Consider the following 20,024-nt stretch of genomic DNA (forward strand, 5'->3'; position numbering starts at 1 on the left):
ACGGCGCTGATATGCCCAGGCTGGATCCCGGCCGGCCCTCCTCCTTGACTTCGCTACGCCGGGCACCCAGCGCCCTTGGCTCTAGAGACACCGTGGCATGCGACGGCCCGGGGGACATGAGCGGAACAGAGCGCCCCGTCGGCCTGATCTTGCGCGGTGGCACGCATGCGACGGCGAACGCCCACGCTCGTTTCATGCGTCAAGTCACGCGAAGCGCAGTGGAGTAACCGACATGACCGCCCCGCCGAATCCCTTCGATCCGAGCACCTGGCTGAGTCTGTGGACCAGCGCGCTGAACCCTGCAGCGCACGCGCCCACGGACCGCCGCTTCGCCGCCGATGCGTGGCAGAAGGACCCGCGTTTCGCACCGCTGGCCCAGGGCTACCTGCAATTGAGCAGCTGGATGAACCAGGCGCTGGCCGCCGCGCCGCTGGACGAGCGCAGCAAGGCGCAATGGGCGTTTGCGATGCGCCAGGTGGTCGATGCGATGAGCCCGGCCAATGCCCTGGCCACCAACCCCGAGGCGCTGCAGACGGCGTTGGACAGCAGCGGCGCGAGCCTGGTCGAAGGCGCGCGGCTGTTCCTGGCAGACATGAGCCGCGGCCGCATCGCGATGTCGGACGACCAGGCCTTCGAGGTCGGCCGCAACCTGGCCACCACGCCGGGCAGCGTGGTGTTCGAGAACGCGCTGATGCAGTTGATCCAGTACGCACCGGCGACCGCGCAGGTGCATGAACGTCCGCTGCTGATCGTGCCGCCGTGCATCAACAAGTTCTACATCCTCGACCTGCAGCCCGAGAACTCCTTCGTCGCCCATGCCGTGGCGCAGGGCCACACCGTGTTCCTGGTGTCGTGGCGCAATGTCGGGCCCGAACAGGGCCAGCTGGGCTGGGACGACTACCTCGAGCAGGGCGTTCTGCAGGCCTTGACGGTAGCGGCCCGCATCAGTCGCGCAGACCGCATCAACACGCTCGGCTTCTGCATCGGCGGCACCTTGCTGGCCAGCGCGCTGGCGGTGGCCGCCGCGCGCGGCGAGCAGCCCGCGGCCAGCCTGACCTTGCTGACGACGATGCTCGACTTCTCGGACACCGGCGAGCTCGGCCTGATGGTCGACGAGGGGCTGGTGGCCGCGCGTGAAGCCAGCATCGGCCAGGGCGGGCTGTTGCGCGGGCGTGAGCTGGCGCAGGTCTTCGCCGCGCTGCGTGCCAACGACCTGATCTGGCCCTACGTCGTCAACGGCTACCTGAAGGGCCAGGCGCCGGCGGCTTTCGACCTGCTGTTCTGGAACGGCGACGACACCAACCTGCCGGGCCCGATGTACTGCTGGTACCTGCGCCAGACCTACCTCGAGAACAAGCTGCGCGAATCCGGCGGCACGGTGCAGTGCGGCGTGCCGGTGGACTTGTCGCTGATCGACGTACCGGCTTTCGTCTATGCCTCGCGCGAGGACCACATCGTGCCCTGGCAGACGGCCTATGCCAGCACGCAACTGCTCGGCGGCGACACGTGCTTCGTGCTCGGCGCCAGCGGCCACATCGCCGGCGTGATCAACCCGCCGGCCAAGCGCAAGCGCCACCACTGGACCGGCGCGCTGCAGCCCGAGGCATCGGACTGGCTGGATGGCGCGCAACAGGTCGACGGCAGCTGGTGGCCGGCCTGGATCGACTGGCTGCGCGCGCACGCCGGCGCTTTGGTCGCCGCGCCGCGCCAGGCCGGCCACCGCGATTTCCCCGTCATCGAAGCTGCCCCCGGGCGCTACGTCAAGACCGCGGCCGCCTGAACGCCGCTTCCAAGTTCCCAACCCCGAAGGAGAATGACATGACCGACATCGTGATCGTCGCCGCGCAACGCACCGCGGTGGGCAAGTTCGGCGGCACGCTGGCCCGCACCGCCGCGCCGGAGCTCGGCGCGCACGTCGTCAAGGGGCTGCTCGCCAAGGCCGGCGTGCCCGCCGACGCCGTCTCCGAAGTGATCATGGGCCAGGTGCTGGCCGCGGGCTCGGGCCAGAACCCGGCGCGCCAGACGGTGATCAAAGCCGGGCTGCCGCAATCGGTGCCCGCGCTGACGATCAACAAGGTCTGCGGCTCGGGCCTGAAGGCGGTGATGCTGGCCGCGCAGGCGGTGAAGTGCGGCGACGCCGAGATCGTGGTCGCGGGCGGCCAGGAGAACATGAGCGCGTCGCCGCACGTGCTGCTGAACTCGCGCGAAGGCAACCGCATGGGCGAGTGGAAGCTGATCGATTCGATGATCACCGACGGCCTGTGGGACGTCTACAACCAGATCCACATGGGCACCACGGCCGAGAACGTGGCGAAGAAGTACGGCATCGGCCGCGAGGCGCAGGACGCGTTGGCGCTGGCCTCACAGCAGAAGGCCGCGGCGGCACAGGACGCCGGCCGCTTCAATGACGAGATATTGCCGCTCAGCATCGCGCAGAAGAAGGGCGACCCGATCGTCTTCGCGGCCGACGAGTTCATCAACCGCAAGACCGGCGCCGACGCCCTCGCCGGCCTCCGGCCGGCCTTCGACAAGAGCGGCAGCGTGACGGCCGGCAATGCCTCGGGCCTCAACGACGGCGCGGCGGCGGTGCTGGTGATGTCGGCGCAACGCGCCGCGGCGCTGGGCCTGAAGCCGCTGGCGGTGATCCGCGGTTATGCCAGCGCCGGGCTGGACCCGTCGATCATGGGCATGGGCCCGGTGCCGGCCTCGCGCCTGTGCCTGCAGAAGGCCGGCTGGACGGCGCAGGACCTGGACCTCATGGAGATCAACGAGGCCTTCGCGGCGCAGGCCTGCGCGGTGAACCAGGAGATGGGCTGGGACACCAGCAAGATCAACGTCAACGGCGGCGCCATCGCCATCGGCCACCCGATCGGCGCATCGGGCTGCCGCGTGCTCGTCACGCTGCTGCACGAGATGCGCCGCCGCAAGGCGAACAAGGGCCTGGCCTCGCTGTGCATCGGCGGCGGCATGGGCGTGGCGCTCGCGGTCGAGCGCGCGTGATCACCCACCCCCGTAACGGCCTTCGGCCGCCCCCCCTCAAGGGGGCAACACCAGCGGCCCGGCAGAGCCGGTTCCGCGGTGTTCACTTGGTTCAAGGCATCCAACTTTTCACTCGAACGGAGTAGAGCAATGAGCAAACAACGTGTGGTGCTGGTCACCGGTGGCATGGGCGGCCTGGGCGAGACCATCTCGACCAAGATGGTCGATGCCGGCTACAAGCTGGCGGTGACGTATTCGCCCGGCAACAAGACCCATGGTGAGTGGCTGCAGCAGATGAAGGCCCGCGGCTACGACATCCTGGCCGTGCCCTGCGACGTGGCGGACTTCGATTCCTGCGCCGAGGCGGTGGCCGTGGTGCAGCAGAAGCTGGGCGCCATCGACGTGCTGGTCAACAACGCAGGCATCACGCGTGACATGACCTTCAAGAAGATGGACAAGGTCAACTGGGACGCGGTGCTGCGCACCAACCTCGACAGCCTGTTCAACATGAGCAAGCAGGTCGCCGACGCGATGGCCGAGCGCGGCTGGGGCCGCATCATCAACGTCTCGTCGGTCAACGGCTCCAAGGGCGCCTTCGGCCAGACCAACTACTCGGCGGCCAAGGCCGGCGTGCACGGCTTCACGAAGGCGCTGGCGCTGGAAGTGGCCAGGAAGGGCGTCACCGTCAACACGATCTCGCCGGGCTACATCGGCACCAAGATGGTCACGGCGATCCCGAAGGACGTGCTGGACAGCAAGATCCTGCCGCACATCCCGGTCGGCCGCCTGGGCAAGCCCGAGGAAGTGGCCGGCCTGATCATCTACCTGGCTTCGGAAGAAGCCGCCTTCGTGACGGGCGCCAACATCGCCATCAACGGCGGCCAGCACATGCAATGAGGCCGCAGCCATGATCAAACACGGCATCGATCAGGACGCGCTGATCACCCGCTTCTCGCAGGCCGGCGCCCGGCAGGGCGAAGCCTTGCGCAAGGCCGTCAACGAGGCCACGCTGAAGGCCTTGCAGGGCCGCGAGCTGACGCTGGCCAACATCAGGCAGGTGCTGGGCACGGTGGCCAAGGCGGCCTCGGCCGGTGCCGCCGGCAGCACGCTGCCGCAGGCCGACATCGAGGGCCTGCTGGCCAAGGCCTTCGCCGGCATGGATGCAGCGCTGGCGCAGGCGGTGCAGGCGCATCGCAAGGCCTTGCAGCAGCTGGTCGACCAGGGCGCGAGCCTGCGCGAGACCCAGCTGAAGAAGGCGGTGGCCGACATCGAGAAGATGGAGGACAGCCTGTTCGCCGCGGTGCGCAAGGCCGCGGCCGGCGCCGGGCCATCGCTCGAAGGGCCATGGGCCGGTGTGCTGCAGTCGATGCAGGGCAAGGGCACCGGCACCGGCGCGTTGGCCAGCGCCACCGTCGAGCAGCTGATGGACGGTGCGCAGCAGAGCCTGAAGGACGGGCGCGCGCTGGGCCTGCGGGCCTCGCAGGCCATGCTCGACGGCTACAGCGCGCTCGTCAGCGGTGTGCTGATCGGCTTGTCCGACGCGCTGCAGCCCGCCGGCGCTGCAGCAGCCCCGGGCCGTTCGCGCAAGGCCTGACATCGCAGCCGCGCGGCCGGCAGCGGCCGCGCAGAGAGCCCATCGATGGACGCCCTGATCCTGGCACGCGTGCAGTTCGCGGCCAACATCACCTTCCACATCCTGTTCCCGACGATCAGCATCGGCCTGGGCTGGGTGCTGCTGTTCTTCCGCTGGCGCTGGCTGCGCACGCGGCGCGGCGGCGATGCATTGCAGGCCCAGGGCTGGCTCGATGCCTACCGCTTCTGGACCAAGGTGTTCGCGCTGACCTTCGCGCTCGGCGTGGTCAGCGGCATCACGATGAGCTTCCAGTTCGGCACCAACTGGCCGGGCTTCATGGAGCGCGTGGGCAACATCGCCGGCCCGCTGCTGGGCTACGAGGTGCTGACGGCGTTCTTCCTCGAGGCCGGGTTCCTCGGCGTGATGCTGTTCGGCCACGGCAAGGTCAGCGAACGGGTGCACCTGCTGTCGACCTTCTTCGTCGCCTTCGGCACGACGCTGAGCGCGTTCTGGATCCTGGCGTTGAACTCGTGGATGCAGACGCCCGCCGGCCACGAGGTCATCGACGGCGTCTACCACGTGAAGAGCTGGTTCGACGTGATCTTCAATCCGTCGTTTCCGTACCGCTTCAGCCACATGGTGCTGGCCTCGGCGCTGACCTGCGCCTTCCTGCTGGCGGGCTTGTCGGCGTGGCAGGTGCTCTCGGGCGTCGGCCAGCGCTCGGCGCCCCGCGTGATGCGCGCCGGCCTGACGCTGGCGGCCGTGCTGGTGCCGCTGCAGATCGTCGTCGGCGACCTGCATGGGCTGAACACGCTGAAGCACCAGCCGGCCAAGATCGCCGCGATGGAAGGCGTGTGGCAGACCGAGCGCGGCGCACCGCTGCTGCTGTTCGCGATCCCCGATGCGGCGCAGCGCCGCAACCACTTCGAGATCGCGGTGCCGAACGGCGCGAGCCTGATCCTCACGCACCGCGCCGATGGCGAGATCCGCGGCATGAACGACTTCCCCGGCGCGCACCCGCCGCCGCTGCCGGTGTTCTTCGCCTTCCGCATCATGGTCGGCACCGGGCTGGCGATGCTCGGAACCAGCTGGCTGGGCTGGTGGCTGTACCGGCGCGCCGCGTGGCAGCCGGCGCGTCTGCCCCGGGCGCTGCTGTGGCTCTTCGCCGGCATGGCGTTCTCGGGCTGGGTTGCCACGGTGGCGGGCTGGTACGTCACCGAGATCGGCCGCCAGCCCTACATCGTGCACGGCCTGGTGCTCACGGCCGACGTGGTCTCGACCGTGCCGCCGTCGATGATCGGGCTGAGCCTGGCGCTGTATGTCGCGCTGTACCTGGGCCTGATCGTCGCCTACCTGTCGGTGCTGAAGTACATGGCCGAGAAACCCGAGGAGGTGCTGCAGCGCGAGGCGGTGGAACGGGCCGTGACGCCCGCCGGCGCGATCACCGCGCCGCTGGTCGAGGAGCGGGTGGGATGAGCGCCATGAGCTTCGACGACGCGCTGCCGGTGATCTTCATGGCGCTGATGGGCGCCTCGATGCTGATCTACGTGGTCAGCGACGGCTACGACCTGGGCGTGGGCATGCTGATGCACCGCGCCACCGATGCCGAGAAGGACATCCTGGTCGCCTCCATCGGCCCGTTCTGGGACGCCAACGAGACCTGGCTGGTGCTGGGCATCGGCATCCTGCTGGTGGCCTTCCCGAAGGCGCATGGCCTGGTGCTGGGGGAGCTGTACCTGCCGGTCGTATTGATGTTGATCGGGCTGACCCTGCGCGGCGCGGCGTTCGACTTCCGCGTCAAGGCCAAGGACACGCACAAGCGCACCTGGGACCGGCTGTTCTTCGCCGGCTCGACGCTGGCCTCGGTGGCGCAGGGCTGGATGCTCGGGCGCTACGTCAGCGGCTTCGGCACCGGCTGGAACTACCCGCTGTTCGCTGCGGCGATCGCGCTGGCGCTGCCGATGGCCTACGTGCTGATGGGCGCCACCTGGCTGGTCATGAAGACCGACGGCGAGCTGCAGCAGAAGGCGGTGCACTGGGCGCGCATCGCCTGGGCGCCGATGGTCGGCGGGCTGGTGCTGATCTCGATGGCCACGCCCTGGGTCAGCGCGACCGTGCGCGAGCGCTGGTTCACGCTGCCCGAGATCATCGCGTTGATGGCGATCCCGCTGACGGCGCTGCTCGCGCTGCTGGCGGTGCGCGGCCTGCTGCACACGCGCTTCGTGCGCGGGCCGCTGTGCTGGATGCCGTTCGTGCTGCTGGTGGTGGTGTTCCTGCTCGGCTTCCTGGGCCTGGCCTACAGCCTCTACCCCTTCGTGGTGATCGATCGCATGACGATCTGGCAGGCGGCCAGCAGCCCGGCGGCGCTGAAGGTGATCCTGGTCGGCGTGCTGATCGCGGTGCCGGCGATCGCCGGCTACACGATCTTTTCGTACCGGGTGTTCCGCGGCAAGACGAGCGAGCTGAAGTACGCCTGACCCTTCATCCACCCACGCGCCGCCGTGTCCGGCGCACGGAGACAACGATGGACTTTCGCGCCTGTGTTCGTCATTGGCCCCTGGTCGGGCCCCTGGTGGTCGGTTTGCTGGTGATGGGCTCGGCCGTGGCCCAGCCCCGGGCGGCCCCGGCCGTCGCACCCTTCACCGGGACGCTGCAGAAGATCCACGAAACCGGCGTCATCCGCCTCGGGCACCGCGAGAACTCTCCGCCGTTCGCGTTCCTCGATGCCCAGCGCCGACCCATCGGCTACTCGCTCGACCTGTGCGACGTCGTCGTCGAACAGGTGGGCGAACTGCTTCGCCAGGTGCCGCGCGTCGAATACGTGCCGGTGAGCCCGAGCAATCGCTTCGAGCTCGTCAAGTCGGGTGCCGTGGACCTGGAATGCGGCTCGACGACGGCCAGCGCGGAGCGGCGCACGGCCTTCGACTTCTCGCCCGCCATCTTCATCACCGGCACCAAGCTGCTGGTCAAGCGCGGCAGCGGCATCCGTTCGCTGCGCGACCTGCAGGGCAGGACCGTCGTGCTCACCAGCGGCACCGTGCACGCCGACACCGTGCCGCGGCTGGCGCAGCGCCAGAAGGTGGCCATCCAGTTCGTGTTCGCGCCGGACCACGACGCGTCCTTCAAGATGCTGGCCGAAGGCAAGGCGGACGCCTTCGCGAACGACGACATCCAGCTCTACGGCGCGATCGCGCTGCGCAATGCCGCCAGCGACTACCGCGTGGTGGGGGACTTCCTCACGTACGCGGACTACGCGCTGATGTTCCGCCGCGGCGATGCCGAGTTCGCCGAGGTGATCAACCAGGCCTTCGAGCGCATGGCACGCACCGGCGAGACCCGCGCGATCTATCGCCGCTGGTTCCAGCAGCGCCTGCCCGACGGTGGGAATCTCAACCTGCCGATGAGCCCGCATCTGGAACACGTGTTCAAGCTGCAGCCGCTCTCGAGCGACTGAGCGCATAGTGCTCTTACGGATGCCAGCGGCCCCCGCCCTGTGCGATACCCGTCCGATGACCTCAACGGCACGGGATGCCCGGGCAATATCAAAGCGCCGCTGGCGCGGGCTGCCGCGCTGGTGCGCCGCGCTCGGCGCGGTGCTGCTGGCCGCCTGGATCGGCCACCAGGTGGCGCTGCAGTCGGGCTTGTCGCGCCTGCGCGAAGCAGCAGCGCACCGGCTCGACATGCTGGCCACCGGGTTGGAAGCCGACCTGTCGCGCTTCGACTACCTGCCGGCGCTGCTGGAGATAACGCCGATCATCCCCGCATTGCTGGACGCCCCGGCCGACCCCGCGCTGCGCGAAGCCGCCAACCGCACGCTGAACAGCGTCGGCGCCACTGTCGGCGCCGAGATGCTGTACGTGCTGGATGCAGGTGGCACCTCGCTGGCCGCATCCGACTGGCAGGACAGCGGCACCACGATCGGCCAGGACCTCTCGTTCCGGCCCTACGTGGTCGATGCCATCCGCCAAGGGCGCGGCCGCTTCTACGGCGTGGGCATCACCAGCCGCCGGCCCGGCTACTACCTGTCGTATGCGCTGCGGCGCGGCGAGCGGCTGCGCGGCGTGGCGGCCGTCAAGGTCAACATCGAGGACGCCGAGCGCGCGTGGCGCAACCTGCCCGGCGACGTGATGCTGATCGATGAGCGCGGCGTGGTGATCCTGTCGACGCGCGAGGACCTGAAGTACCGGCCGGTGGCGCCGCTGGAAGCCGGCCAGCGCGCCGAAGTGCAGCGTTCGCGGCCCTACGGCGAAGCCAGCCTGACGCCGCTGGACTGGACCGCGCTCGAAGCGCCGGCCGCGAACGTGCAACAGGTGGCGCTGGACCGACGGCCGCACCTCGCCTCGACGCGCGCGTTGCAGCGCACGCCGTGGCGCGTGGTGGCGCTGGACGATCTGGCGCCGGTGCATGCGATGGCGCGCTACGCCGCCGTCACCGCCAGCCTGGCGATGGCCGTGCTGGTGCTGGCCGGCGTCACGCTGTGGCAGCGCCAGCGCGCCGTGCGCCAGAAGCTGGCCAGCCAGGCCGCGCTGCAGGCGGCGCACGACAGCCTGGAAGCCACCGTCGTCGCGCGCACGGCCGAGCTGCGCGCGACGCAGGCCGACCTGGTCCACGCCGGCAAGCTGGCCGCGCTGGGGCAGATGTCGGCCGGCATGGTGCACGAGCTGAACCAGCCGCTGACGGCGATGCGCACGCTGTCCGAGAACGCGGGCATCCTGCTCGACCAGGACCGTCGCGACGACGTGCACGGCAACCTGCGCCGCATCGCCGGTCTGGTGGACCGCCTGGCCCGGCTGACGTCGCAGCTGCGGACCTTCGCGCACAAGAGCGAAGCGCCGCCGGCGGCCGTTCCGCTGGCGCGCTGCATCGCCGACGCGCAGGCCCTCGTCGGCGCGGAGCTGAAGGCGCGTGACATCGCCTTCGACAGCGACGTGCAACCGACCGCGCTTCAGGTGCTGGCGGACGAGGCCACGATGAGCAGCCTGCTCGTCAACCTCTTCCGCAATGCCATCGATGCGATGCAGGACGCGCCGAAGCGCCGGCTCGAGGTGTTCGCGCGCGGCGCCGGCGACCGCGTGGTGCTGACCGTCAGCGACAGCGGCCCCGGCATCCGCGCCGACATCCTGGCACGACTCTTCGAGCCCTTCGTCACCAGCAAACCGGCCGGGGCGGGGCTGGGTCTGGGGCTCGTGATCTCGGCCCAGCTGGTGCGTGCTGCAGGCGGCACGCTGCGCGCGGCCAATCGTCCCGACGGTGGGGCCTGTTTCACCGTCGAGCTGCCCGGTGGCGTCCCCGAGGAGTGAATCGAACGTGAGCGAAGCGCCATCCATCCGGGTCCTGCTGGTCGAGGACGACGAAGACGTGCAGGTCGGCATCACGCAGGCGCTGACGCTGGCCGGCTTCGAGGTCGAGGCCTGCGGCAGCGTCGAACGCGCGCGTACGCACATCAGCTTCGGCGCGCCGTTGATCGTGGTCTGCGACGTTCGGCTGCCGGGCCTGAGCGGCGCCGAGTGGTTGCCCGAGATTCGCAAGATCGACGCCGAGCTGCCGGTGGTGCTGGTCACCGGCCACGGCCACATCGCGATGGCGGTGCAGGCCATGCGGGAGGGCGCCTACGACTTCATCGAGAAACCCTTCACGTCGGAGCGCCTGCTGGCGGTGGTGCGGCATGCCGTCGAGCGACGTCAGTTGTCGCTGCAGGTGCGCACGCTGCGTGATGCGCTGGAGAACTGGCACGGCATCCAGGCGGTGCTGATCGGTCGCTCGGCGCAGATGCAGCGGGTGCGCCGCATGGTGATGACGCTGGCCGAGACGGCCGCCGACGTGCTGATCTACGGCGAGACCGGCACCGGCAAGGAGCTGGTCGCGCGCTGCCTGCACGACCACAGCGAACGCCGGCGCCATCACTTCGTGCCGCTCAATTGCGGCGGCTTGCCCGAAACCCTTGCCGACAGCGAGCTCTTCGGCCATGAAGTCGGGGCCTTCACCAGCGCCAACAAGCAGCGCGTCGGCAAGCTCGAATATGCGAACGGCGGCACGCTGTTTCTCGACGAGATCGAGAGCATGCCGATGGCCGTGCAGATCAAGTTCCTGCGGGCGCTGCAGGAGCGCAGCATCGAGCGTGTCGGATCGAACAAGGCCATTCCGATCGACTGCCGCGTGGTGGCCGCCAGCAAGGACGATCTGAAGGCGCTGAGCGACCAGCAGAAGTTCCGGGCCGACCTGTACTACCGCATCGGCGTGGCCTTCATCGAGCTGCCGCCGCTGCGCGAGCGGCGCGAAGACATTCCGCTGCTCTTCGAGCATTTCACGCTGCTGGCGGCCAGCCGCTACGAACGCGCAGCGCCGCTGCTCAGCAGCGCGCAGCTGGCCGAGCTGACCGCCTACGCCTGGCCCGGCAACGTGCGCGAACTGCGCAACGTGGCCGATCGATTCGTGCTCGGCCTGCTGGGCGACCGGCTGACGCTGGCGCGCGGCGCCGCAGAAGGCACCCCCGGCCTGCCCCTGGGGCTGCCGCAGCAGGTGGAACACTTCGAGCGCTCGGTGATCGTCGAGGAACTGCGGCGGCACAAGGGCGATCAGCCCGCCACCGCCACGGCGTTGGGCATCGCGCGGCAGACGCTGCATGACAAGCTGCGGCGCTTCGGCATTGCGGCCGAGGAGTTCAGGAGCTGATCCGGTCGCTTCGGGAGGCCATTCGCTCCGGTGCGGCTCAGCGGGCACTGGCGCCCGGCGCTTCGCGTTGCAGGGCCCGGCGGTGATGCTCGGCCAACAGGGTGCGCAGTTCCTCGGCGTACTCCGGCCGCGCGAAATAGGCTCCGACCTCCTGGATGCGTCCGGCCAGCGGCGAACGCTTGGATACGGAGAGCCACAAGTCACCGACGAGCGCAGGGTGCTCCAGCGGCAGCACCCGGCCGGCCAAGCCCGCGCGTTCGATCTCGATCAGCCCAGCTTCCCAGCCGAAGGGCACGATGTCCAGGCGGCCGAGCGTCAACATGCGCAGCGCCTGTTGCACGACACTGACGCGGCTGACTTGCGTCTCGCGTTCCAGGAACGCGTCGAAGTCCGGCCCCATGCTGACCCCCAGGACCAGGCCGGTGCGGGAACCGGCCAGCGCTTGCCAGGGCTGCGCCCGCAGGCTGGAGACCTTGTCGGCAGGCACGAACACGGCGATCCGGTTCTGCGCCATGCGCGGCTCCGAAAAGACGGCGTAGCGTTCGCGCTCAGGGTTGCGGAAGGCGCAGATGTTCACGTCGACGTCGCCGGAGGCCACCATCTCCTGACAGCGCTTCCAGGGCCCGACGAAACCCAGGTCGACTCGGTAGCCCAGGCGTTCGATCGCACGCCGTGCCACGTCGGCACAGACACCCACGATGTGCGCATCCTGCTGCCAATTCCAGGGCGGGTAGTCGTGATGACCACAAGCGCGAACCACGGGGCGGTCGGCCGCGGCCGCCAATGAGGGCAGCAGCGCCGCGCCGGCGCACAAGGCCATGCGCACCAACGCCGATCCGAACGCCGACGGCGCGACGTGCCAAGCAGGGGCGAAGCGCACTCCGGTCATGTCGATCCATGCGCGCATTCCACTGTCCTTCACCCCGCCGCCATGGCGGTGATTTGTCATGGTGATCCGCCGCCCGACGGACGTCAACGCCGACTCGCCGACTACACCCGACCCTCCGCGAGCTGGGGTGCACCCGAGCCCAATGTGGCCCGACCGCGCCACTCGAGGTGGACCATTCCCGAGTTGCTGTCGAGAGCACACCCTGCATGTCGCCGACGGCATCTGACGCGTCGAAGCCGCGCCCCCCGAAAGACGCCCATCGAACTGCTTGTCGGCCGGAATTGGTATGCAGACAGCGGTACATCAGGCCAGCCAGCCGAACGCTTCACGCTGGCGGCTGATGGCGCCGAGCGCCTGTCGAAGTAACTGGGAACCACGCATCTCGATCCAGTCTCGTGAAGCTCACGAAACACGTTCCAGCCTGCGGCAAGCCGTCGAGCCGGGCGAAGCCGCGGGCGTCTAGCTGGCCACTTCGCTGCTCGCCGCTGGGCAGGCGAACCGCGAACGGTTCTGCAGGAATCGGCCGGTCGTCCTCGCCGATCAACTCGATCTCGATCCAATGTGCTGGTTGGGCAAGAGGAACGGTCGCTGCGGCGGACGGTTCCGTAGCGGCCGGCGGAGTGCCGCGAAGCATCGAGGGCGAGACGGCCAGCTCGCGCGTGTGACGCGCCCAACCTGTCGCTTCCGCATGGGCCATCGGGCGCTGGCGCAGTTCCCAAAGCCGCAGTTCGCCCGAGCCCAGCATGTGCTCGACCTGCTCGAACACCTGTTCGTCGCTGCGCCGCCAGAGATCAAGCCAGATGTCATCGAGCAGCGGCCGCAGTCGAGCAGCCCCACAAGCGCGCAACCAGCGCCGCACATTTCCCCGCACGCGTTCCGGCGCCAGCGCAACTCGCTCGACCGAGTGCCCGAACTGGCTGCCATCGGCATCCGGCGATGCCGGGCGAAGCTCGACCGTGGCCACATCCGCCATGAACTGCACCGACCACATCGCCATCCTCCTGATACCGGTCCCGGCCTCCAGCGACTCCGTCACGCAACAGCTGCTTCCGATGCCACTTTAGGCGCCCCCGCCCCAGGCGCTCATACGCGATGGAATTTGTCACTCGCCTGCGCGCGAAGCGCCGCGCATGGCGCAGACTGGCTGCCCGCTGACTTGGCCGGTTATGCCAGCCGCAGCGTCGATCAGGGAGATGAGCACGATGGCACGCCAGCACGTGGTGCAAGCGGGTGACTGCATCGCCAGCATCGGTTTCCTTCACGGCTTCCTGCCGGACACGATCTGGAACGATGCGGCCAATGGCTCGCTGCGCGCACAGCGCCGCGACGGCAACGTGCTGGCGCCCGGCGACGTCGTGACCGTCCCGGACCCGCATCCGAAGCATTGCGCCTGCGCAACGGACCGCCGTCATGTCTTTCGCCGGCGCGGCGTACCGGAGCTGCTGCGCCTGCAGTTCCTGCGCGGGGGCCGGCCGCGCGTCGGCCTGGCCTACGAACTGTGGGTGGACGGCCAGCTCAGCACGGGCACGACCGACGACGAGGGCCGCATCGTCGTACACATTCCGCCGGCGGCGCGCGAGGCCACGCTGATGCTGGGCGCGCATGAACGGTTCCGGCTGCAGCTCGGGGGCCTCGAGCCCTCCGAAGAGGCGAGTGGCGCGCGGCGCCGCCTCGTGAACCTGGGGCTGCTGGACAGCGAAGACTCCGGCACGGAAGGCTTCGCCAGGGCGCTGCGGCGCTTTCAGCGCCGACACGGCCTCGCCATCACCGGATCGCTCGACGAAGCGACCGGCCATGCGTTACGGGACGTGCATGGCGCGTAGCCTTCTGCCGGGGCCGCTGCGGTCGGAGCCGCAGACGCTCGAGCCGCTGCACACCGCCGTGGCACGCGGGGCAAAGTGGCCATCACCGCGGCGCCCTCGGCAGGAATCAGTGTGGGTGCTCAGCGCGGCGCAGCCAATGGGCGGCTTCGGCGGACTCGAACCGACTTCGAACGAGGACAGCAAGATCAACGTCTTCGAACAGCACGACGTCCACCTCGCGTTCCTGTACCAGGATGAGTCTCCTCGTGGAACGCCAGGACCTTGGCTCTTGCGCCTCGAAGCCTTGGAGGCGGAGTGGTTCGCCGCCGTCTGGCAGGTGCTCAAGACGCAGTTCGGCGGCGATGCGCTGCAGACCACGCTGGCGGCAGCGCTCGGCGGCCAGTCGATCCAGGCCGGCCACCCCCAGCTTCCACCGGACGTGCGGCGGCGGCTGTTCGAACTGCACCTGCGCTACATGACCCGCACCATGCTGGCTGGCGATCCGGCCCCGGTCGGGCTGATCGAGCTGCTGGCGGGCGACGCGTTCATCGACCGCGATGCCCTGCGTGAGGGCGACTGGTTCGTCGTGGAGTTCATTGCCGGCCCGCCGTTGGACCCGCTGCGTCAGCCGGAGGATGAGGGCGAACTCACGTACGCGCCCCTGGGCCTGACCCGCGCGCAGGACGGCCCACCGCGGCTGTGCGACCTGCTGCGCATCGAGCCCTTGGCGCGGCTCGACCCACCCTTGCACGCAATGCTGCAGGCGCTGCACTTCCCTCAGCCTGATCCCGATGCAAAGCCCGGCCACGCTGCGCCGCCAGGGGGAACCCCGGGAGGCGGCGATCCGGTCCTCGCGGTCGACCTGCAGGGCACGCTCTACTGGCACACCGACAGCGGCGTTGTGCCCATCAGCGGCCCGGCCGGGGCCTCGGCCGCAATTCCACCATCCGGCGGTTCGCCACCATTGATGCGCCAGTTCGCACGGGCGAACAAGCGGCGCCGTATCGACGTGGGGGGAGGAGCCGGCTTGCCCGCCGGCGGCGGCGGCGGACCCCCAGTGGGTGGCGCGGGTGGCGCTCCGGTCGGGCTGCCCGCGGTGGGCGGACCACCTGGGGGCGGCCCGGCGGTGGCCGTGGCGCCGCCGCTGAACCCGATGGCGCCGCACCCGGGCGCGTTCCAACCCTTCGTCGGCGCCAACTTGGTCGGCGCTGGCAACAACATCGCGCTGTACGACCGTGCCGGCCGGATCGTGGCCTTTGTCGACTATGGCCTGCCGACGAACGTGAACATCAACACCTATCCGGCGGCGGCGCCCGACCCCTGTGTCTGCGACGACCCCCTGATGGTGCTATCGCACTGGGACTACGACCACTACGCGATGGTGCGGCAGGTGCCTGCCGCATTGAGGCGACGCTGGATCGCACCGCAACAGGTCTTCGGCAGCGTTGCAGGGCGCGAGCTGTATGTGCGCCTCCTGGTCGAAGTGCCCAATGGCGCGGCGCTACAACTGTGGCCGACGCCCGGGGTCGCTGCCGTGCCAAGCCACCTGATGACGCCGTTCGGGTTCGCCGAACGGGCCACCGGCCCGGCTGTCAATGACGATGGCATCGTGATGTACGTGCGGGTGCAGGACGATCCAGCCGCGATTCCGGCCGCCGCCATGCCTCCAGGCTTCGGGGCGCGGGTCGCTCCCGCGGTCGCGGTGCCGCCGGGCATGGTGCCCGGCATGGTGCTGAACACCGCCGTCATCGTGACGCCGCCTGTCGCACCCGGATTCATCGACGGCGAGTGGGTGGACTACATGCTGGCCGGGGTCTTCAACCCGGCGCTGGTGGCGATCGCAGCTGTGGCGGGCGGCGGCCTTGCGCCTCCGGCGGCCGCTCAACCTGCGGGGTTCGGCCAGGTGCTGGTAGCCACCGGCAACATGGCCTTGTGGATTCCGCCCGCCGGGGCGCCTCTGCCCCCGGCCGTGGGCGGCAACTACGTGCCCAGCGTCCCCAGCGCGCTGGGATGGTGGGCGGTCAGCGCGGCCGACTTTGTGGCGCTGGGCGGTTTCATTGTTGATTTCCCGCCGGCTGCCACCGGCGCCCCGCACCAGCACATGATGTGCTTGTCCCCGACGCCGGGCAGCAACTGGCTCCCAGTGGCGGCGGGCCTGCCGGGCGCGCCCGGGGCGCTGCCAGCGCCGGGCGCCCTGGTGGTGCCTGCGGTCGGCCTCGCCGCCGGCGCCGCAATGTGGCAACCCATCTGGGGCGGCGGGGCCGGCGCGTGCTGGGCGATTCCTCTGCAGCCGGTGGCTGCGGCCGCCATTCCTCCGCTTCCCGGTGGGCCAGCGGCGCTGCCGACGACACCCGGCGCCGCCCCGGTGACACCGCAGGAGCGCTATGTCGTGCTGCCGGGCGATGCGGGCTACCACCACCTGCCCGCGCTTGCCGGCTGGCCGGCGGCACTTGCCGCTGCGGGAGGCGCGGCGGCCGCCGGCGCCGTGCCGTTGCACGCGGTGGGTTTGGTCGCCACGCACCACGGCTCTGATAGCTGGATCCCGGCCGCTGGCGCCGCCGCGGCCTTGCAGCACATCCCGCTGGAGCCCGGCATCGCGGGCGTACTGGCCGCCCCCGTCGCAGCAAGCGACAAGATCGTCTACTCGTACGGCACACGCATCGGCGGGCCCCACAACGGCGCGCACTGCTATGCGGTGGGCGGTCCGGGTCATCCGCGACCTGCGGCGTTGGCGGCCTATCAGGCCAATGGCTGGGGCAACGCCCCGGTGCTGCCGGCACCGCCCGTGACGTCCACCTTCCACCGCCTCGACACCGCTCCGCATGACTTCGAAAGTGCGCAGCCCTACGACCCCTTGCCCGTGGCCGTCCCCGCCACGCCTGCACAGGCCAACGCCCAGGGGCATCTGAACGGCAACGTGGCGCTGGGATGGGATGCATTGGCCGGTGGTCCGCTCACAGGCGACCACTTTCCGCCAGCGCATGTCGCGGCGGCCGCGCCCGGCGCCGGAGCCCCGGCACCGCTGCGACGGATCTGCGCCGGCTGCGCGGCTGCGCGCGACTACTTCTTCTGAGCATCCCAACGTCGGAAGCTCAGAAGCGGGCGCTTGCCCTTCTGATTCCGCCAAGCAGCGCCGCGGTCCTGGCCAGGCATGCGCGGCGATGGGGCGCAGGACACATGAACGCGCGTGCAGACAGCGCCGCCTCCGTTCAGCGTTCGTTCACGCAGGCACCGGCAGGATGCGCTCATGACCTACACCGGAGCCTCCATGAAACACCTCGGCCTTGCTTCCCTGCTGGCAACCGCAGCCCTCGGTGTGCACGCCGAGCCGTTCTTCGACCAGGCCCGTGTGCGCGACGTCGAGCCGCAGTACGAGCGCGTGAGCGTTCCGCGGGAGGAGTGCACCCGGCAGTGGGTCAACGAGCGCCAACCTGTCGGACCGCATCGCAACCCTGGCGGCGTCGTGATCGGGGGCATCGCGGGCGCCGTGCTCGGCAACCAGGTCGGCAAGGGCCATGGACGGGAAGCCGCGACGGCCGTGGGTGCGGTCGTGGGCGCACTGGCCGGCGACCGCATCGCCAACCGCGGTGACCGGTGGGAGCAGCACGACGACGTCCCGCGTGAGGTGACGACCTGCCGCACCGTGCACGAGGTCCAGGCCCGCATCGTCGGCTACCAGGTCACCTACGAGTACCGCGGACAGCACTTCACCACGCTGATGCGCGAGAACCCCGGGCCGAACCTGCGGGTGCGCGTCTCCGTTGATCCCGCCTGACACCCGTTTCGACGGTAGTACGATCCTGCCGCACATGAAGTCGCTTCTCGAGCTTGCCTGCGCCCTGCTGATCGTGATGACCACCCCCGCGTGGGCCGACATCGGCCGGGACGAAGCTGCCGCGGCGGCGCAGCGCGTGAGCGCCGGGCGCGTGTTGTCGGTGGAGAAGGTCGAGTCGGAACGCCGGCCGGTGTGGCGGGTGAAGATCCTCACCGCGCAAGGCGAAGTCCGGGTGATCCTGATCGACGCCGTCAGCGGGCGACCGGTGTAGGTGTGCCCGTGCGGCGGCAAGCATGCGCCTGTTGTTGATCGAGGACGATGCCGCGTTGCGGCTCGGGCTCGCGCGCCAGCTCGAAGCAGACGGGCACCGGGTCGATCAGGCGGCAGACGGTGAAGACGGCCTCTTCCAGGCGCGCGAGTATCCGGTCGACCTGGCGATCGTGGACCTGGGACTGCCGAAGCTGAACGGCCTGACGGTGGTGCAGCGCCTGCGGGCGGACGGTCGAACCCTGCCGATCCTCATCCTCACGGCGCGCGGCAACTGGCAGGACAAGGTGGTGGGGCTGGAAGCGGGCGCCGACGACTACCTGGTCAAGCCCTTCGAGTACCCCGAGCTGGCCGCGCGCATCAAGGCCTTGCTGAGGCGTTCACTGAAGGCCACGTCGGACGTGCTGACGCTGGGGCCGATCGCCATCGACTTCGCGGCGCAGGTCGCGCGCCTGAACGGCGAGGCCCTCGACCTGACCGCCTTCGAGTACCGGCTGCTCGAGTACCTGGTGCGCGAGCGGGCGCGGGTGGTGAGCAAGCAGGAACTCTCCGACTACCTCTACCCGCACGACGAGGACCGGGACAGCAACGTGCTGGAGGTGCTGATCGGCCGGCTGCGCCGCAAGCTCGACCCGGACGGCCGCCTGACGCCGATCGAGACGCTGCGCGGGCGGGGTTACCGATTCACCCTCGGATGAGGTTTCACGACTCGATCCGTGCCCGCCTGATCATCGGCGCCACGCTGGTGCTGATCGCCTTCGTGGCGGGGGCCGGGCTCGCCGTGCAGCGCGCGCATGCCGACAGCGTGCGCGCGGCCCGCTTCGCCCAGCTGCGCAGCACCGTGTACCTGTTGCTGGCCGGCGCCGAGGTCGACGCCGGCGGCGCGCTGGTGATGCCCGAGAGCTTCCCCGAGCCCCGACTGTCGTTGCCGGGCTCCGGCCTGTACGCGAGCATCGTCGACGTCGCTCGCGGTGAGGCGTGGCACTCGTCGTCGGTCGTTGGCCTGAACCCGCCCTTCCAGCGCGGCGTGGCCGTGGGTCAGTGGCGGCAGGAAACGCTTGCGGCAGGCGATCGGGCGTACCTTGCCGTCGGCTATGGCGTGAAGTGGGCGGGGCGAACGCAGGCGGCACCGCTGGTGCTGTCGGTGCTGGAGGACAAGGCGGAGCTCGACCGCGAGGTCGGCATCTTCGAGCGCACCTTGTGGACCTGGCTCGGCGGCGCCGCCGTGCTGCTGCTGCTGGCGCAGACCGTGCTGCTGGAATGGGGGCTGTCGCCCCTGCGGCGCATCACGCGGGAGATCCGCCGCATCGAGCATGGCGAGCAGGCCGAGGTGGCGGGACGCTACCCCGCGGAGATCGCCGCGCTGACGGGCAACCTCAACACCCTGATCCGGCAGGAGCGCGTGCGCCAGACGCGCTACAAGGAGGCCCTGAGCTTTCTCGCCCACAGCCTGAAGACGCCGCTGGCCGTGCTGCGCACCGCGGTGCGTGAGCCGGCCCGCCTGGAAGCCGCCGTGAAGGAGCAGGTGGCGCGCATGGACGACATCGTGCAGCACCAGCTCGGCCGGGCGGCGGCCAGCGGCGCGGCTCGCTTCGTGCCCTACCTGCCGCTTGCACCGGTCCTGACCCGCACGCGCGACTCGCTGCAGAAGGTCTATGCCGACAAGGGCCTGGCGTTCTCGGTCGACTGCCCGCCCGAACTCAGCTGGCGGATCGACGAAGGCGATGCCTTCGAGATGTTCGGCAACGTGATGGACAACGCGGCCAAGTGGGCGCGGCACCGGGTCGCCGTGAAGGCCTGGCGCGATGCGGAGGGGTTGAACATCCGCATCGACGACGATGGCCCGGGATTCAGCGATACGCAGTCGGTGCTGCGGCTGCATGTGCGCGGCGACGAGCAGGTGCCCGGCCACGGCGTCGGCCTGGCCGTGGTCAACGACCTGGTGGCCAGCCATGAAGGACAGATGACCCTGACCCGCTCGGACCTGGGCGGTGCGCGGCTCGACATCACCCTCCCGGCCTTCTGACCGATCTGACTTCGGTTCAGCTTCGGTTCATCCACGGGGGC

At 69.9% G+C, this 20,024-nt stretch carries 17 protein-coding genes; 15 read left to right on the forward strand and 2 right to left on the reverse strand.

Features of this window, described 5'->3' with window-relative positions; translation table 11 throughout:
• Positions 1-232 precede the first annotated feature (232 nt).
• The 9 genes from P1K89_RS04300 to P1K89_RS04340 all read left to right on the forward strand — a co-directional run bounded on the left by P1K89_RS04300 (position 233) and on the right by P1K89_RS04340 (position 11,224).
• The gene (locus P1K89_RS04300) at positions 233-1,780 is read left to right on the forward strand and encodes a PHA/PHB synthase family protein (RefSeq protein WP_284615129.1); all 1,548 of its coding nucleotides are present in this window, start codon (positions 233-235) and stop codon (positions 1,778-1,780) included.
• Positions 1,781-1,818: 38 nt separating this feature from the next.
• Positions 1,819-3,000, forward strand: coding sequence for an acetyl-CoA C-acetyltransferase (locus tag P1K89_RS04305; protein ID WP_284615130.1), 1,182 nt, complete (start codon positions 1,819-1,821; stop codon positions 2,998-3,000).
• A gap of 129 nt (positions 3,001-3,129) precedes the next feature.
• Entirely contained in the window at positions 3,130-3,876 is a 747-nt protein-coding gene (gene phbB, locus P1K89_RS04310) for an acetoacetyl-CoA reductase (RefSeq protein WP_284615131.1), read from the forward strand.
• A gap of 10 nt (positions 3,877-3,886) precedes the next feature.
• Entirely contained in the window at positions 3,887-4,573 is a 687-nt protein-coding gene (locus P1K89_RS04315) for a DUF6781 family protein (protein WP_284615132.1), read from the forward strand.
• Between the two features lie 45 nt (positions 4,574-4,618).
• Positions 4,619-6,028 (forward strand): cytochrome ubiquinol oxidase subunit I, encoded by a 1,410-nt coding sequence (locus P1K89_RS04320; RefSeq protein ID WP_284615133.1) that lies wholly within the window; start codon positions 4,619-4,621, stop codon positions 6,026-6,028.
• Between the two features lie 5 nt (positions 6,029-6,033).
• Entirely contained in the window at positions 6,034-7,029 is a 996-nt protein-coding gene (locus P1K89_RS04325) for a cytochrome d ubiquinol oxidase subunit II (RefSeq protein WP_284616309.1), read from the forward strand.
• A 47-nt stretch (positions 7,030-7,076) separates the two neighbouring features.
• Entirely contained in the window at positions 7,077-8,006 is a 930-nt protein-coding gene (locus P1K89_RS04330) for an amino acid ABC transporter substrate-binding protein (protein WP_284615134.1), read from the forward strand.
• A 55-nt stretch (positions 8,007-8,061) separates the two neighbouring features.
• Positions 8,062-9,852: a sensor histidine kinase gene (locus P1K89_RS04335; RefSeq protein WP_284615135.1), complete on the forward strand. Its 1,791-nt coding sequence runs from the start codon at positions 8,062-8,064 to the stop codon at positions 9,850-9,852.
• Positions 9,853-9,859: 7 nt separating this feature from the next.
• On the forward strand, positions 9,860-11,224 hold the full coding sequence (locus tag P1K89_RS04340; RefSeq protein WP_284615136.1) for a sigma-54-dependent transcriptional regulator: 1,365 nt from the start codon (positions 9,860-9,862) through the stop codon (positions 11,222-11,224).
• A gap of 37 nt (positions 11,225-11,261) precedes the next feature.
• On the opposite strand, the gene P1K89_RS04345 is transcribed toward P1K89_RS04340, so the two are convergent.
• The gene (locus P1K89_RS04345; RefSeq protein WP_284615137.1) at positions 11,262-12,131 is read right to left on the reverse strand and encodes a substrate-binding periplasmic protein; all 870 of its coding nucleotides are present in this window, start codon (positions 12,129-12,131) and stop codon (positions 11,262-11,264) included.
• A 307-nt stretch (positions 12,132-12,438) separates the two neighbouring features.
• Positions 12,439-13,149 carry a hypothetical protein gene (locus tag P1K89_RS04350; RefSeq protein ID WP_284615138.1) on the reverse strand — a complete coding sequence of 237 codons (711 nt, stop codon included), beginning with the start codon at positions 13,147-13,149 and terminating at the stop codon, positions 12,439-12,441.
• A 166-nt stretch (positions 13,150-13,315) separates the two neighbouring features.
• On the opposite strand from P1K89_RS04350, the gene P1K89_RS04355 reads away from it, so the two are divergent.
• From P1K89_RS04355 to P1K89_RS04380, 6 genes are all read left to right on the forward strand, one after another.
• On the forward strand, positions 13,316-13,936 hold the full coding sequence (locus P1K89_RS04355; RefSeq protein WP_284615139.1) for a peptidoglycan-binding domain-containing protein: 621 nt from the start codon (positions 13,316-13,318) through the stop codon (positions 13,934-13,936).
• Between the two features lie 136 nt (positions 13,937-14,072).
• On the forward strand, positions 14,073-16,988 hold the full coding sequence (locus P1K89_RS04360) for a hypothetical protein (RefSeq protein WP_284615140.1): 2,916 nt from the start codon (positions 14,073-14,075) through the stop codon (positions 16,986-16,988).
• 174 nt (positions 16,989-17,162) lie between these two features.
• Entirely contained in the window at positions 17,163-17,690 is a 528-nt protein-coding gene (locus P1K89_RS04365) for a glycine zipper 2TM domain-containing protein (RefSeq protein ID WP_284615141.1), read from the forward strand.
• Positions 17,691-17,724: 34 nt separating this feature from the next.
• Complete coding sequence (locus P1K89_RS04370) at positions 17,725-17,961, forward strand: PepSY domain-containing protein (protein ID WP_284615142.1); 237 nt, start codon at positions 17,725-17,727, stop codon at positions 17,959-17,961.
• A 22-nt stretch (positions 17,962-17,983) separates the two neighbouring features.
• Complete coding sequence (locus P1K89_RS04375; RefSeq protein ID WP_284615143.1) at positions 17,984-18,655, forward strand: response regulator transcription factor; 672 nt, start codon at positions 17,984-17,986, stop codon at positions 18,653-18,655.
• Positions 18,652-19,983: a sensor histidine kinase gene (locus tag P1K89_RS04380; RefSeq protein ID WP_284615144.1), complete on the forward strand. Its 1,332-nt coding sequence runs from the start codon at positions 18,652-18,654 to the stop codon at positions 19,981-19,983. Before P1K89_RS04375 ends, P1K89_RS04380 begins: the two co-directional genes overlap by 4 nt.
• Positions 19,984-20,024 lie beyond the last annotated feature (41 nt).

Source organism: Aquabacterium humicola (assembly GCF_030167915.1).
In the GTDB taxonomy this organism is placed as follows: domain Bacteria; phylum Pseudomonadota; class Gammaproteobacteria; order Burkholderiales; family Burkholderiaceae_C; genus Pseudaquabacterium; species Pseudaquabacterium humicola.

Excerpts from the sequence above, each read along its gene's own strand:
- P1K89_RS04300 (WP_284615129.1), top strand. The coding sequence starts at position 233 with ATGACCGCCCCGCCGAATCCCTTCGATCCGAGCACCTGGCTGAGTCTG.
- P1K89_RS04305 (WP_284615130.1), top strand. The coding sequence starts at position 1,819 with ATGACCGACATCGTGATCGTCGCCGCGCAACGCACCGCGGTGGGCAAG.
- phbB (WP_284615131.1), top strand. The coding sequence starts at position 3,130 with ATGAGCAAACAACGTGTGGTGCTGGTCACCGGTGGCATGGGCGGCCTG.
- P1K89_RS04315 (WP_284615132.1), top strand. The coding sequence starts at position 3,887 with ATGATCAAACACGGCATCGATCAGGACGCGCTGATCACCCGCTTCTCG.
- P1K89_RS04320 (WP_284615133.1), top strand. The coding sequence starts at position 4,619 with ATGGACGCCCTGATCCTGGCACGCGTGCAGTTCGCGGCCAACATCACC.
- P1K89_RS04325 (WP_284616309.1), top strand. The coding sequence starts at position 6,034 with ATGAGCTTCGACGACGCGCTGCCGGTGATCTTCATGGCGCTGATGGGC.
- P1K89_RS04330 (WP_284615134.1), top strand. The coding sequence starts at position 7,077 with ATGGACTTTCGCGCCTGTGTTCGTCATTGGCCCCTGGTCGGGCCCCTG.
- P1K89_RS04335 (WP_284615135.1), top strand. The coding sequence starts at position 8,062 with ATGACCTCAACGGCACGGGATGCCCGGGCAATATCAAAGCGCCGCTGG.
- P1K89_RS04345 (WP_284615137.1), bottom strand. The coding sequence starts at position 12,131 with ATGCGCGCATGGATCGACATGACCGGAGTGCGCTTCGCCCCTGCTTGG.
- P1K89_RS04355 (WP_284615139.1), top strand. The coding sequence starts at position 13,316 with ATGGCACGCCAGCACGTGGTGCAAGCGGGTGACTGCATCGCCAGCATC.
- P1K89_RS04360 (WP_284615140.1), top strand. The coding sequence starts at position 14,073 with ATGGGCGGCTTCGGCGGACTCGAACCGACTTCGAACGAGGACAGCAAG.
- P1K89_RS04365 (WP_284615141.1), top strand. The coding sequence starts at position 17,163 with ATGACCTACACCGGAGCCTCCATGAAACACCTCGGCCTTGCTTCCCTG.
- P1K89_RS04370 (WP_284615142.1), top strand. The coding sequence starts at position 17,725 with ATGAAGTCGCTTCTCGAGCTTGCCTGCGCCCTGCTGATCGTGATGACC.
- P1K89_RS04375 (WP_284615143.1), top strand. The coding sequence starts at position 17,984 with ATGCGCCTGTTGTTGATCGAGGACGATGCCGCGTTGCGGCTCGGGCTC.
- P1K89_RS04380 (WP_284615144.1), top strand. The coding sequence starts at position 18,652 with ATGAGGTTTCACGACTCGATCCGTGCCCGCCTGATCATCGGCGCCACG.